At 71.9% G+C, this 13,068-nt stretch carries 12 protein-coding genes; 7 read left to right on the top strand and 5 right to left on the bottom strand.

Annotation, left to right across the window (positions count from 1 at the left end; translation table 11 throughout):
- Window positions 1–108 precede the first annotated feature (108 nt).
- Together WG209_RS25030 and WG209_RS25025 are read left to right on the top strand one after the other, a co-directional pair.
- Window positions 109–1,752 (top strand): glycosyltransferase family 39 protein, encoded by a 1,644-nt coding sequence (locus tag WG209_RS25030; protein WP_337177846.1) that lies wholly within the window; start codon window positions 109–111, stop codon window positions 1,750–1,752.
- A complete protein-coding gene (locus WG209_RS25025; protein ID WP_337177845.1) occupies window positions 1,752–3,113 on the top strand; it encodes a nicotinate phosphoribosyltransferase in 1,362 nt (453 codons plus the stop codon). Before WG209_RS25030 ends, WG209_RS25025 begins: the two co-directional genes overlap by 1 nt.
- A 168-nt stretch (window positions 3,114–3,281) precedes the next feature.
- On the opposite strand, the gene WG209_RS25020 is transcribed toward WG209_RS25025, so the two are convergent.
- The 4 genes from WG209_RS25020 to WG209_RS25005 form a co-directional block, all read right to left on the bottom strand.
- Window positions 3,282–3,536 carry a hypothetical protein gene (locus tag WG209_RS25020; protein WP_337177844.1) on the bottom strand — a complete coding sequence of 85 codons (255 nt, stop codon included), beginning with the start codon at window positions 3,534–3,536 and terminating at the stop codon, window positions 3,282–3,284.
- Window positions 3,537–3,622: 86 nt separating this feature from the next.
- On the bottom strand, window positions 3,623–4,675 hold the full coding sequence (locus WG209_RS25015) for a hypothetical protein (RefSeq protein ID WP_337177843.1): 1,053 nt from the start codon (window positions 4,673–4,675) through the stop codon (window positions 3,623–3,625).
- 309 nt (window positions 4,676–4,984) lie between these two features.
- On the bottom strand, window positions 4,985–5,473 hold the full coding sequence (locus WG209_RS25010; protein ID WP_337177842.1) for a hypothetical protein: 489 nt from the start codon (window positions 5,471–5,473) through the stop codon (window positions 4,985–4,987).
- A 173-nt stretch (window positions 5,474–5,646) separates the two neighbouring features.
- Window positions 5,647–6,408: a hypothetical protein gene (locus WG209_RS25005; protein ID WP_337177841.1), complete on the bottom strand. Its 762-nt coding sequence runs from the start codon at window positions 6,406–6,408 to the stop codon at window positions 5,647–5,649.
- Between the two features lie 320 nt (window positions 6,409–6,728).
- On the opposite strand from WG209_RS25005, the gene WG209_RS25000 reads away from it, so the two are divergent.
- From WG209_RS25000 to WG209_RS24985, 4 genes are all read left to right on the top strand, one after another.
- On the top strand, window positions 6,729–6,953 hold the full coding sequence (locus tag WG209_RS25000; protein WP_337177840.1) for a hypothetical protein: 225 nt from the start codon (window positions 6,729–6,731) through the stop codon (window positions 6,951–6,953).
- A gap of 82 nt (window positions 6,954–7,035) precedes the next feature.
- The gene (locus tag WG209_RS24995; protein ID WP_337177839.1) at window positions 7,036–8,190 is read left to right on the top strand and encodes a cysteine desulfurase family protein; all 1,155 of its coding nucleotides are present in this window, start codon (window positions 7,036–7,038) and stop codon (window positions 8,188–8,190) included.
- 134 nt (window positions 8,191–8,324) lie between these two features.
- Entirely contained in the window at window positions 8,325–10,286 is a 1,962-nt protein-coding gene (locus tag WG209_RS24990) for an Nramp family divalent metal transporter (protein WP_337177838.1), read from the top strand.
- Between the two features lie 363 nt (window positions 10,287–10,649).
- A complete protein-coding gene (locus WG209_RS24985; RefSeq protein ID WP_337177837.1) occupies window positions 10,650–10,979 on the top strand; it encodes a hypothetical protein in 330 nt (109 codons plus the stop codon).
- Between the two features lie 121 nt (window positions 10,980–11,100).
- Here the strand turns inward: WG209_RS24985 and WG209_RS24980 are convergent, their stop codons facing one another.
- Window positions 11,101–11,370 carry a hypothetical protein gene (locus WG209_RS24980; RefSeq protein WP_337177836.1) on the bottom strand — a complete coding sequence of 90 codons (270 nt, stop codon included), beginning with the start codon at window positions 11,368–11,370 and terminating at the stop codon, window positions 11,101–11,103.
- 212 nt (window positions 11,371–11,582) lie between these two features.
- Here WG209_RS24980 and WG209_RS24975 point away from each other — a divergent pair, with 212 nt between their 5' ends.
- Window positions 11,583–12,800, top strand: coding sequence for a Gfo/Idh/MocA family oxidoreductase (locus WG209_RS24975; RefSeq protein WP_337177835.1), 1,218 nt, complete (start codon window positions 11,583–11,585; stop codon window positions 12,798–12,800).
- The last annotated feature ends 268 nt before the right edge of the window (window positions 12,801–13,068 follow it).

The following is a 13,068-nucleotide window of genomic DNA, read 5'->3' as shown; positions in this document are numbered from 1 at the left end:
TCCGCGCTCGTCTCTTACCGTTCTCCGCGTCCTATTCTATAACGCGGAACGGCCCGACGCCGCACCCCGGTTTCCGGCGCGACGGGGCGCGGGATAGAATCATCCCCCATGACGCCAGCCGAACCGAGTTGTGGGACGCCCCCCCGCCGCGAATGGGCCTTCGTGGCCGCCATGACCGCCGTCGGCCTCGCCGTCCGGATCTGGGGGCTGGGACGCCTTGGGCTCGTCCACTTCGACGAGGGCATCTACGCGATCGCCGGCCTCTGGCCTTTCGGGGCGGGGGGGATCGACCCGCTAGTGATCCCGTACGCGCCGGCCGGCTTCCCGGCGATGGTCGGGCTCTCGTACCTGATCCTCGGCCCGAGCGACGCGGCGGCGATCCTGGTCTCGATCGCGGCCGGCACGCTGGCGATCCCGGCGTCGGCCTGGCTGGCGCGGCGGACGTTCGGGCCCGACGCGGGGGCGGTCGCCGCGGCGCTGGCGGCGCTCTCGGCGTTCCACGTCGCGTTCTCGCGCATGGCCCTGACCGACGCCTCGGCGACGCTCGCCTGGCTCCTCGGCCTCATCGCGGCCCAGCGGTTCCTGGAACGGCCCGGCCCCGGCTCGGCCCTGACGCTCGGGCTGGCGACCGGCCTGGCGCAGCTCGTGAAGTACAGCGGCTGGACCGTCGGGGCCGCCGCGGCGCTGGGGGCGGTCGCGATCGTGGCGTTCGACCCCGACAGACGGACGAAGGGCCAGGCGCGATCGTACCTGGCGTGGGGGATCGCGGCGGCCGTCGTGGCGGCGGTCGTGTACGCGCCCTGGGTCGCGTTCGTGGAGCGCCACGGGAGTTACGCGGCGCTCCTGGCGCATCATCGCGGCTACATGGGGACGGCCGCGACATGGCCCTCGCACTGGCTCCAGCAGCTTCGCCAGTCGGCGGCGCTCTCCGGCGGTTTCCCGTGGAACGCCAAGGCCTGGGGACTCGCGGCGATCGGCGTGGCGATCGCTGGAGGCCAGGGGAGGAGGCGCCGGGCCTCGCTCGTATTCGCGGTGGGGATCGCGGCGACGATCGCGCCGTCGGCCCTGTGGTGGATCGGCCTCGCGACGCTGGTCTTCGCGCCCGGGGCCTCGCCCGCGGTACTTCTGCTCGGGGCGGCCTGGGTCGGGATGTCGCTCCTGACGCCGTTCTACCACCCCTACGCGCGGCTCTGGCTGCCGACGCACGCGCTCGGCTGGATCGCGGCGGCGGGGCTCGTCGGGGGAGCGGGCGGAGCGGCGATCGGTCGCGCGTGGCCTCGATTCGCGGTACTCGCGGCGTGCTGCGTCGCGGCGATCGCGCAGACGCTGGCGTGGCCGTCGGCGTCGTTGCCGGGGCCGCTCTCCCCGAGCGATTCGCTGCGGACGGCGGTCGCGAAAGCCCGCGAAGAGGGCTCGTTGGCGGACAGGCCCCTCGTCCGCGTCCTGGCGCGGCCCCCCGCGCGCTTCTACCTGGCCGGCGTGGCGACGCGCGTGGAGCCGGACGCCGAGGCGTTGCTCCGGGGCGGCGGCGATGCCTGGGCCCTTGTGGACATGGCGCAACTGCGGCAATCTGGTGATGCGTCCGATCTCGCCGCGAGGCTGCTCGAGCGCTGGGAGAAGGTCGCCGAATTCCCGACGACCCTGAACCCGCCGACCCTGCTCGACGTCGATCCTGGCGCGGCGGTCGTCTCGCGACAGGGCGAGGCCGACGCGCCGCTGTGGCTGTTGCGACCCCGCCCCGGAGCCCCTTGATGACGCCCGAGCCTTCCGCCTCGCTCTGGCCCGACCCCGACGCCCTGGGGACCGTCACGGACCTCTACCAGCTGACGATGCTCGCGGGCTACCTCGCCGAGGGGATGGGCTCGAAATCGGCCACGTTCGAGGTCTTCGTCCGCCGCCTCCCCCCCGGTCGCTCGTTCCTCGTCTTCGCCGGGCTCGAACAGGCGGCCGAGGACCTGGCCCGCCTGGCGTTCTCCAACGAGCAGGTGGAGGCGCTGCGACGATGGCCCTCCTTCAAGGGTATGCCGGCCACGTTCTTCGAGGAGCTTCGCCGCTTCCGCTTCCAGGGAGACGTGATGGCCGTCCCCGAGGGGACCGTCGTCTTCCCGGGGGAGACGCTGCTCCGGGTGACGGCCCCGCTGCCGCACGCGCAATGGGTCGAGACGTTCCTGCTGGCCTCGCTGGGATACCCGACGCTCGTCGCTTCCAAGGCCGCGCGGATGGTCCTGGCCGCGCGCGGGGCGCCGCTGTTCGAGTTCGGCGCGCGTCGCGCGCATGGCCCGCAGGCGGGGCTCCTCGCGGCGCGGGCGGCGTACCTGGCGGGCTTCGAGGCGACCAGCCACGTCGAGGCCGCGCGGCGGCTGAACGTGCCGTGCGTCGGCACGATGGCGCACTCGTGGGTCCAGGCGTTCCCCAGCGAGGTCGAGGCGTTCGCCGCCTACGCGCGCGTCTTCCCCGAGTCGACCACGCTGCTCGTCGATACTTACGATACGCTGGAAGGCGTCCGTCACGCCGCGGCGATCGCGCCGCCGTCGTCGGCGATCCGGATCGACAGCGGCGACATCGCCGACCTGACCGCGAAGGCCCGCGCCATCCTGGACGAGGAGGGCAGGGGGGACGTGCGGATCGTCGCGTCGGGCGACCTCGACGAGTTCGCGGTGGAGGGGCTGATCGCGGCCGGGGCGCCGATCGACGCCTACGGGATCGGCACGGAACTGGTCACGTCGCGCGACGCCCCCGCGATCTCGATGGTCTACAAGCTCGTCGAGCTGGACGGCTCCGGCCGGTTCAAGCTCGCGCCCGGCAAGAAGACGTACCCGATGGCGAAGCAGATCTACCGCCGCCGCGACGCCGCCGGGATCCTCGCGGGCGACCTCGTCGCGAGGGCCGACGAGCCGGCCCCGCCCGGGATGGAGCCGATGCTCGTCCCCATCCTCCGCGAGGGCCAGTTCGTCGGCCGCCGCGCCACGCTGGCCGAGGCCCGCGACCGCTGCCGCGCCCAGCTCGCCGCCCTGCCGGACGACCTGAAGGCCCTCCGATCCGACGCGACCTACCCCGTCGCCTACAGCGACCGCCTGGAAGCCGACGCCGCCCGCCTCATGCGCGAGGGATGAGGGGGCGATCGGCGTAACCTCCCGTGTCAAGCAAAGGCCTGCTCCCGTAGGCAGGGTCGCGGCCCAGCTTGGATGAGCCGTCGCGCATCACGCGCTGGGTCTCGACCCAGCCTACGAGGAAGACCTCCATCCTTCACCGCGACAGCCTGCTCAAGGGGCTGCCGAGCATCATCGTGCGCGGCCGAGTAGCGCAAGCTCGTCGCGGGACTTTCGCTGCCACTCGACGGGCTCTTCGATGCTCGGCCCGCCATCGGCCGCCAGCGCTTCGAGCGCGGCGGACATGGCGCGGCCGTCGGCGCCCGGGAGGGCGTGGGTCAGCAGGGTCACGCGGACGGGCACGGCCCCCGGGGGCAGGGGGGGGGGGCCGTCCTCGCCCCATTCGAGTCTCCCGTCGCGCAGGACGGCGGTATAGGTGATGGGCACGGCATGGAACTCCGGGAGGGGAGGCGTCCTATCCCCCATGGTAATCCGCGGCGCGGCCCCGATCGACACGGACCGCGTCGGTTCGTTCACGGCCCCTGCGCGAGCGCGTCGAGGTCGACGGGCTCGAACTGGACGTCGTCGATCCACACCTCGCCGAGGTTGGCTTCGCTGGAGACGCGGAAGTCGAGGGCGGCGGTGGTGGCTTCGGGCTCGATTCGGACGAGCTTCTCCACGCGGGTCCAGCGGCCGACGGCGGTCAGCTCCTGATCGACCGCGCCGTCGGGGAGGACGCGGCAGGAGGTCGGCGTGTCCTTGTACTGGGCCAGGCGGACGCGGGCCTCGCCGATGGTGCCGTGGGCGACGAGATACCAAAACGACAGCCGCATCCGGGCGCCGTGACGGACCGGGAGGTCGGAGTAGCGGTAATACTGACGGCCGGGGACGTGGGCTTCCAGGTGGAGGCTGTCCGGCGCGGAGACGTAATATCGCGAGTCCCGCCGTTCCTCCGGCGGCTCGCGCCAGGAGATCGTCGGGTGGGCGACGCGGGCCTCCTCGTCGAGCGGGACCTCGTCGCGGAACGTCTCCTCGCCGACGCGGAAGGAGACCTCGCGCACGCCCAGGAGCGGGTCATACTCCCCTTGCACGACGTGCCGGTGGGCGAACCGCAGGCGGAGCAGGCCGGTCGCGCCGGGGGCCAGGCTGATGGGCGCCATCGAGGCCGTCGGCATGGCGTCGGGCCCGGGGGCGCGGTCGTCGCTCCACAGGGCGATCGACACCCGCTCGCGGCAACGGTTCGCCTCGTCGGCGGCCTTGATGACGTCGGCCTCGGCCTCGGCCTTCTCGGCGGGATGGAGCGCGACCGAGACCCGCCTCGGGATCGAATGCCCGGGGATCCGCGAGTTGGAGACCCAGCCCTCGGCCTTCACCTCGACCTCGCCCGGGGCGACGACCAGGCCGGTCGGCGTCTCGTTGCGGATCCGGTAGTCCACGACCCAGGCGCCGTGGTCCTGGCGCGCGGAGCGGCGTTCCAGCGTCAAGCGGTTGGGCAGGCCGATGGAGCCGCCGTCGTCGGCGGCCGTCGCGGCCGTCATCCCCATCATGGCCGTGAGCAGCGCCCCCGGCGGCAGCCATCCCCGCATCGGTCCCCTTCGGGCCCGGCCCGGCGTGAACACGCGCATCGGACACCCCCTTCCCTGGGATGGTTCGGACCTATCGCCTTCCTTGGCGCGACGTGGACGACCCGCGCTCGCGCCGGGCCCGACGGTCCATGCCATGCTCGCGCCGTGCCGACGCGAGCCGGCGCGGACGCCGGGCGCCTCCTCGGGACGTGATCGCCCTTCCCGAGGCGTGGGCCCCGGGGAAGGTTCGCTGCGAGACCGAGCGATCGAGACAGGGAGGTCCGACGGCCGGCGGCGGGGGAGGGGCGAAGGGAGAGTGCCGGTGATCCGTCAGTCGTCGGACTCGGGGTCCCCTTCGTCGTCCAGGTCGATGGACGCGGGGGGGACGGTGGCACAACGTTCCAGGAACCGTGGGAGATACCGGTCGAGGAACACGGAGACCGCGATCTGGGTCGTCGGGTTATCCATCCCCCAGATGCTGGCGTGAGGCTCCGCCAGAGCGGGGTCCATCTGGATGAAGTACCGCTCGTTCACCGCCAGGGCGACGGGCAGCTCCTCAAGCCAGCGGTGCGCGAGTTCATTCACCCCGGGGCCGCCGAGCGAGATCGTCGCCATGCCCTGGAGCGGTTCGTCGTGGAGCCAGCGGAAGTCGGCGATGACCTGGACCTCGTAGTCGGCCAGGTCGGCGTCCGGGGACGCTTCCAGGGCCTCCTCGATCCGGCGCTTGAGGTAGTACGCCAGCGGCCGGTCCATCTCCTCGGCCCGCAGCGTGCTGCCCGTCACGATCAGGAGGAAGCGGAGCGAGGCGTCCTCGGCCATGGGGGCTCGAACCTTTCTCACGACCCGCCGACATCACATCGGCCGGGGCGACATTCTCTTATCGGCCGGCGGCGCCCGAGGGCCACGGCGATTCCGGGGCGACTTCACCAAAGTCGATTATACCGGCGTCGTCCACCGACGGCGCGTCCACCTCCCCCCGCGAGGGGCCCGGGCTACGATTTTTCGGGCTCGGCGTGCGAGGCCCGCCACAGGTTGATTCGCTTCAACACGGCCTGGGCGGCCTGAATCTCGTCGTCTCCCTCGGCCTCGAACCGCTGGGAGACGGCCTGCCTGCCGGCGATCGGGATCAGGCAGGCGAAGGTCACGGGGCCGCCGGGCGTCCCCTCGATCGTGTAGCGCGAGACCCCGGCGGCGTCCAGCTTGCGCCGGATCTCCGCCCACTCGCCCGTCGCCGGGGCCGAGGACGGGGGAGGCGGCGGCTCGGGGGACGGCACGGCCTCCAGCGGCGGGAGGTTCGACGGCGAGACGGCCGCGTCGGCCGGGGGCGTCGCCTCCGGCTTGGCCTCGGCGGCGGCCGGCGGCGAGAGCATCGCGTTCAGCGCGCCGAGCAGGGCGGGGCCCTCGGGCTTGGCGGGCTCGCCGGCCGGGGGGGGCGGCGACGGGGCGGGCGCGGCGGCCTGGGCCTCCGTGTACGGCTCGGTCGCCTCGGGGGCCGGGGCGGGGGAGGGGGGCTGGGACGCCGCCTGGGACAGTGCCGATTTGGCCGCCGCGGGCCCGGCGAGCGGTTCGGCGACGGCCGGCTTCCCCTCGCCCGGGGGCGGGATCAGCTCCAGCGTGTCGATCTCGCCGCCGTCCTTCAGGCCCATGTAGTCCAGCGCGTGCTCCTGGGCCCAGCGGAAGCCGGGGCCGCTGACGACCGCGCCGCCGCCGAAGGCCGCCCCAATGAGCACGATCACGAGCAACGCTTGCCGCAAGGGTCGGCCTCCCTGCCGATTCCATCGCCCGACGCCGCCGGGCGGGTCGCTTGTCAAAACCCGGCCGTCCGCAATAATCCAGGTTGGGGGGCGAAGAGACTGGCCCGAAGGATGAACACGTTCGGGGCCCCGCGCCGATAAGCCTGATGGCCACGACGCGGCCTCCCGCCTTCCCAACGGGCCGTATTAACCGAGTCACGCCCATGCGACAAGCCCAGTCCTCCCGATCGCGCCCGGCCCGCCCGGCGTCGCGGCCCGCCCACGCGGCGGGGGCCTGGCACGCCTCGCCCCGCCCGCCCCACCGCGAATCGAGGGATCCCGTGCTCGCCGGCATCGGCTTCCTGTTCCGCGCCTGCTGGTGGATCCTCACGCTCCCCTTCCGGCTGGTCTTCGGGCTCCTGTCCCTGGCCGGCCGCGTGGTGGGCGTGGTTGTCGGCTTCGCGATGATGGTCGTTGGCGTGGCCCTGGGCGCGAGCCCCTTCTACCTGATCGGCATCCCCATCTTCCTCGTCGGGCTGCTGCTGACGCTCCGCAGCCTGGGGTGAACCGGCGTTGGGTCCGGCTCGAAGCGGGCTCCCTAATGATCGGGCGGCATTCCGTCCCCTTCCTCGAACCGCTCGCATCGCCATGACCCCCTCATCGATCTATCTGGACAACAACGCCACGACGGCCCTGGATCCTCGGGTGCTGGAGGCGATGGCGCCGCACTTCCTGGCGGCGGGGAACGCGGAGAGTCGGCATTCGGCCGGGAGGCGGGCGCGGAGGGCGTTCGACGAGGCGACGGAGACGGTCGCCGAGATCCTCAACGCCAGGCCCGACGAGGTCGTCTTCACCTCGGGAGGGACCGAGGCGAACAACCTGGCCGTCTCCGGGCTGGCCGTCGACGAGTCGTCCCCGCCGGGGAGGGTCGCGACGACCGCGATCGAGCACCCGGCGGTCAACGCGATGGTCGCCCACCTGGAGTCGAAGGGGTTCGTCGCCGACATCGCCCCGGTGGACGCCGAGGGGATCGTCGACGCCGACCGCATGGCCGCGTCGTTCGTCGACCGCACCCGGCTGGCGACCCTGATGCTCGCGAACAACGAGACCGGCGCGATCCAGCCCGTCGCCCGCCTCGCCGACCTCGCCGCCGCGAGGGGCGTGCCGGTCCACACCGACGCCGTGCAGGCCGTCGGCCGGATCCCGGTGGACTTCGCGGCGCTCGGCGTGGCCACCCTCGCCGCGAGCGGGCACAAGTTCCACGGCCCGCCGGGTTCGGGCGTGCTGCTGGCCCGACGGGGGATCAGGCTCGCGCCGCGACTGTTCGGGGGCGGCCAGCAGCGGGGGATTCGTCCCGGGACCATCGCCGTCCCGCTGGCGATCGGGTTCGCCGCGGCGCTCGACCTCTGGCGTCGCGAGCACCGCGCCCGGATCGAGGGCTGGCGACGGCTGACCGATCGCCTCGTCGACGGCCTCCGACGATCCGTCGGCGCGGACCGGATCGTCCTGAACGGCCCGGCCGACCCCGCGCGACGCCTGCCGCAGACCGTGAACCTCGGATTCCTGCGGCTCGACGGCGACGCCCTCTTGATGCAGCTCGACCTGGCCGGCGTGGCGGCCTCGCTGGGGTCGGCCTGCGCCAGCGGCTCCACGCAACCCTCCCCCACGCTCGTCGCGATGGGCACCCCCGCCGACTGCCTCCGCTCGTCCGTCCGGTTCAGCCTCGGCGCGTTCACCACCGAGGACGACATCGACCGCGCCGTCGCGCACCTCGCCGCGGCCGTCGCCTGGCTCTCGCGCTGAGCCCGGATCGCCCAGGGTTTTTGATTTCTCGAAAAATTCCTTTGGCCGCGCGAGCGGTCGGCTTGTCGTCCCCGGAAATCCGCGTTAAAACGGTTCAATCCAAACACCGTTGGCGCAGCGGAAGCGAGGGGGAGATGGCCGTGGCGGAGGATTCGGGCGAGGAGCGTCGTTCCCTTGAGGAGGTCCATGGCTCGGTCGACGTGGCGACGGGGATCGGGCGGTTCGGGAAGTTCCGACGGCTGTTCTCGTTCCTGGGGCCGGCGTACCTTGTGAGCGTCGGCTACATGGACCCGGGCAACTGGGCGACGGACCTGGAAGGTGGGGCGCGGTTCGGCTACGCCCTCCTCTGGGTCCTGCTGATGTCGAACATCATGGCGTTGTTGCTCCAGACCCTGGCCGCGCGGCTGGGGGTTGTGACGCGGCACGACCTGGCCCAGGCCTGCCGGGCGGAGTATTCGCCGAGGGTCAACTTCACGCTCTGGATCCTCGCCGAGATCGCCATCGCGGCGACCGACCTGGCCGAGATCCTCGGGACGGTGATCGCCCTGAAGCTGATGTTCGGCCTGCCGATGCTGGTCGGCTGCGCGATCACGGCGTTCGACACCTTCCTCCTGCTGTACCTCCAGCGCTGGGGGATGCGGACGATGGAGGCCGTGGTCCTGGCGCTGGTGGCGACCATCGGGGCCTGCTTCCTCGTGCAGGTGTTCATGGCCCAGCCCGACCTGGGCCAGATGGCGGCGGGGCTGAAGCCGTCGCTGCCCGAGGGCTCGCTCGTCGTGGCGATCGGCATCCTGGGGGCGACGGTCATGCCCCACAACCTCTACCTGCACTCGGCGCTGGTGCAGACCCGCCGGATCGGGGCCGACCGCGGCAGCAAGGCGACGGCCTGCCGGTACTACCTGATCGATTCGACGGTCGCCCTCAACGCGGCATTCTTCGTGAACGCGGCGATCCTCGTCCTGAGCGCGGCGGTCTTCCACGCGAATGGGCAGGAGGTGGCGACCATCGAGCGGGCGTACGAGCTGCTCCCCGGCTTCCTCGGCTCGGCCGCGCCCATCCTCTTCGGCGTGGCGCTGCTCTGCGCCGGGCAGAGTTCCACGCTGACCGGGACGCTGGCCGGGCAGATCGTGATGGAGGGGTACCTCCACCTGCGGATCGCCCCGTGGCTGCGGCGCCTCATCACGCGGATGATCGCGCTGGTGCCGGCGGCCATCGTGATCGCCGTGGTGGGGGAGGGCTCCACGCAGGGGCTGCTGATCCTCAGCCAGGTGATCCTGAGCCTGCAGCTCTCGTTCGCCGTGATCCCGCTGATCCACTTCACGTCGAACCGGCGGAACATGGGCGAGTTCGCGACCCCGCTGTGGGGTCAGGTCTTCGCCTGGGCGGTGGCGGCCGTGATCGTGGCGCTGAACGGCCACCTCGTGTATGAGCAGGTCATGGAGTGGATCGGGCTGGCGTCCGAGTCCGGGGTGTACGTGGGGCCGTTCCCGCTCTCGTGGCTCGTGGCGATGGGCCTGTGGGGGCTGGTGACGGCCGTGGGCGGCCTGCTGGGCTGGGTGCTGATCAAGCCGATCGTCGCCCCCTCGCCGGCGTGGAGCCCGCCGTCGCGCGCCGAGATGGACTGGTCCGAGGCCCTGCGCCCCCGCGCCATGGAGCGGATCGGCGTGGCCCTGGAGCACACCGCGGCCGACGTCGAGATCCTCAACCGGGCGCTCGGCCTGGCGCGGTCTCGGGGGGGCGGGGGAGGGGAGCTGGTGCTGCTGCACGTGGTCGACTCCCCGCTCTCGGTCCTCCACGGCGAGGACACGGCCGACCTTGAGACGGGGGCCGACGCCGAGTACCTGGACGGCCTGGTGCGCGCCCTGAGGGAGAAGGGCTACCGCGCCAGCCCCGAGCTGCTCCACGGGCCCGACCCGGCGCGGAGCCTGATCGAGCACCTGCGCGAGCGGCCGGTGGATATCCTGGTCGTGGGCTCGCACGGCCACGGCTGGGTCCGGGACCTGCTCTACGGCGAGACGATCGACCGGGTCCGCCACAAGCTGGACGTCCCGATGCTGATCGCCCGCCCCGAGCCCCCCTCGGGCCCCGAGGCCTGACGCCCCGTCAAGGCCATGGCCGAGGGATTTCGGGCCGATCGGGCGGATTCATTGGGCTTGACCGGGCGACTTGGCCGATCCTGTAACCGAACAAGAAGCCCGGCGGCCGTGACGCGAGGATCGCGCGGCGGTCGCCCGAGAGCCGGCCGTGTCGCGGTCCTTCCGCGTCATCGCATCCGGCCGCCGGGCCCTTTCTCGTACAGGACTCCACGCGGCGGGCCGCCCCCTCTCGGGGCGATCGGACAGACGGCCCGACCGAGAACGCCAAGGAGGGTGGAAGCTATGGTGTTGCCCGGCATGAGTTCGCCGCGAGGAGCCACGCGCCGACGGGCGGCGCTCTGGTCGGCGCTTGCGATCGGCTTCGTGTTGCCTTCGGTCGGCTGCCAGGTGGAATACGCCGGCATGACCCTCCCGTCGGGCAAGTACATGCACGACGACGTCCAGTACTTCTCCCGCGGGCCCGAGTTCCCCTGGGCCAACACCCAGGCCGCCACCCAGCGGGCCCGGATGCGCCAGATGGGGATGGACGTCCCCGGCAGCGCCGAGCCGATCACCACCCAGCGCCCCGGCGCGGGGATGCCGACCGGGGCCCAGAACGCCCTCGGCAACCCGACCGACGTCAACGCCAGCCCGCTGAGCGAGGTCCCCGCCCCGCCGCCGCCGGGCAACGTTCCCGGCCCCGACGGCCAGTAATCGGACGAAGTCCCCCGCAGGGCGACGCCCCCCCGCTCCCGGCGCATCGACGCACGGAGATCGGCGGGGCGTCGCCCGTTGCGTTTCGAAGGGGCGGGGGGGAAGGATTAACCCCGGCCGGTCAGGCGTCCGCGCCGACGGCCGAGAAGGCGGCGGAGGCGAGCGAGGCCTCGAACCGCGCGGGGACGGCCGCGGCCTCGTCGGACTCGGCGGCGGCGATGAGCGTCAGCTCGTTCTCGAACCGGAACGCCCGACGCTGGTCGGCGCATTCGATGAGGAAGATCGTGGGCTGGCGCTTCTCGACGATCCGGTGGATCACCACGCCCTGGCACGCCCTCCCGGTGGTCGACTGGAAGGCAACGAGATCGCCCAGCGTGAACGGCCGCTTCATGGTTTCACCCTCCTTGGCGAAAACGACTCGGCAGAATCCATCCGCCGCATCGTAGCCATTCGCCCCGATCCGTCATCCCCAATCCGGGAGAATCCTCAACTTCGCGGCGGGGACGACCGACGGCCCCCTTCGTTATATAATGGCCCCTAGACGCGAGGCCCCCCCGCCAAACATCCGACTTCCCTCCAGCCCACCCAACGGAGCGACCACCGATGGCCAACCGACGCGACTTCCTGGGGACGGTGATGACGGGCGCGGCGCTGGCCGCGGCGGGGACGACCGCCACGGCGAAGTCCGCCGGCCGGGTGATCGGCGCCAACGACCGGATCCGCTTCGGGCTGATCGGGGCGGGGGCCCGGGGCCAGGAGATCCTCAAGCCGGCGATCGCGTGCGAGAACGTCGAGTGCGTCGCCGTCGCCGACGCCTACACCGGCCGCTTCGCCGAGGCCGACAAGATCGTCCCCGGCGTGAAGACGTTCCAGGATCACCGCAAACTGCTGGAAGATCCTTCGATCGACGCGGTCCTGATCGCCACGCCCCAGCACCTGCACGCGCGTCACTTCATCGACTCCATCGCGGCGGGGAAGGACGTCTACCAGGAAAAGACCATGGCGTTCGACGCCGACGACGCCCGCGAGATGCGGAACGCGCTCGACGGCTCGGGCCGGGTCGTGCAGGTCGGGCTCCAGTGGAACTCCAGCGGCGGCGTCCAGAAGATCCGCGACCGCGTGAAGGCCGGCGAGGTCGGCAAGCCGACCCTGGTGGAGACCCACCACTTCCGCCAGCCGACCCACGGCGGCTGGGTCCGCCCGATCCCCGACGGCTTCGACCCCTCCCAGGTCGACTGGAACGCCTTCCAGGGGGACGCGAAACGGGTCCCGTTCGACGCCGACCGCTTCTTCAACTGGCGGTTCTACTGGGACTACTCCGGCGGCAACGTCTTCGAGAACTTCGTCCACTTCGCGGCCTTCTGGTTCGCCGTGCTGGACCTGGACGTCCCGGAGAGCGTCGTCAGTTCGGGGGGGAACTACCTCAGCCCGAAGATGAACGTGCCCGACGTCTTCACGGTCACGATGAAGCATCGCGAGGGCGTCCTGTTCACGTTCACCTCCATGTTCGGCAACGGCTATTACGAGCCCGGCCGCACCTGCCTGTTCGGCGACAAGGGGACCGTCGTCCACACGCTGGCCGACGTCTTCCACGTCGTCCCCGCCGGCAAGAGGGAGGAGCTGCCCGCCCCCAAGGGCTCGTTCAAGAACCCGACGCCCCAGCACCTGGCCAACTTCTTCGACTGCGTCCGCACCCGCAGCGAGCCGAACTCCCCCTTCGACATCGGCTTCCGCTCCGCCGTCGCCTGCCGCATGGCCGTCGAGGCCTTCCGCCGCAACGCCACCGTCCGCTGGGATCCGGCGACCGAGACCATCATCTGAGCCGTGGCTCCGATCTGGCTTCGTTCGCGCGCCGGGCGAGGACGCCGGCCGCGCGCAAGTCGCGACTCAAATGCGACTTGCGTGAATAACAACTTGGCTTCGTTCGTCGAATTCGAATAGTTTTTCGGACACTCCTCACTTAACTCCACCGTGGCGCGTGGTCCGGGGGAGGTTGGAGGCGGCCCCAGATCTCGTCGAGCTTGAGGGCGAGGAAGCGGACGAGGGTGCGGCGGCGGCGCCAGCCGTAGCGGACCTTCTCCAGCAGGCG

Source organism: Paludisphaera sp. (assembly GCF_037189885.1).
In the GTDB taxonomy this organism is placed as follows: Bacteria; Planctomycetota; Planctomycetia; order Isosphaerales; family Isosphaeraceae; genus Paludisphaera.
The sequence above is the reverse complement of the archived record's forward strand: the minus strand, read 5'-3'. Positions and strand labels throughout refer to the sequence as shown.

Bases quoted from the DNA above. Each gene is read 5' to 3' on its own strand.
- WG209_RS25030 (WP_337177846.1), top strand. From the start codon at position 109: ATGACGCCAGCCGAACCGAGTTGTGGGACGCCCCCCCGCCGCGAATGG.
- WG209_RS25025 (WP_337177845.1), top strand. From the start codon at position 1,752: ATGACGCCCGAGCCTTCCGCCTCGCTCTGGCCCGACCCCGACGCCCTG.
- WG209_RS25015 (WP_337177843.1), bottom strand. From the start codon at position 4,675: ATGCGGGGATGGCTGCCGCCGGGGGCGCTGCTCACGGCCATGATGGGG.
- WG209_RS25010 (WP_337177842.1), bottom strand. From the start codon at position 5,473: ATGGCCGAGGACGCCTCGCTCCGCTTCCTCCTGATCGTGACGGGCAGC.
- WG209_RS24995 (WP_337177839.1), top strand. From the start codon at position 7,036: ATGACCCCCTCATCGATCTATCTGGACAACAACGCCACGACGGCCCTG.
- WG209_RS24990 (WP_337177838.1), top strand. From the start codon at position 8,325: ATGGCCGTGGCGGAGGATTCGGGCGAGGAGCGTCGTTCCCTTGAGGAG.
- WG209_RS24980 (WP_337177836.1), bottom strand. From the start codon at position 11,370: ATGAAGCGGCCGTTCACGCTGGGCGATCTCGTTGCCTTCCAGTCGACC.
- WG209_RS24975 (WP_337177835.1), top strand. From the start codon at position 11,583: ATGGCCAACCGACGCGACTTCCTGGGGACGGTGATGACGGGCGCGGCG.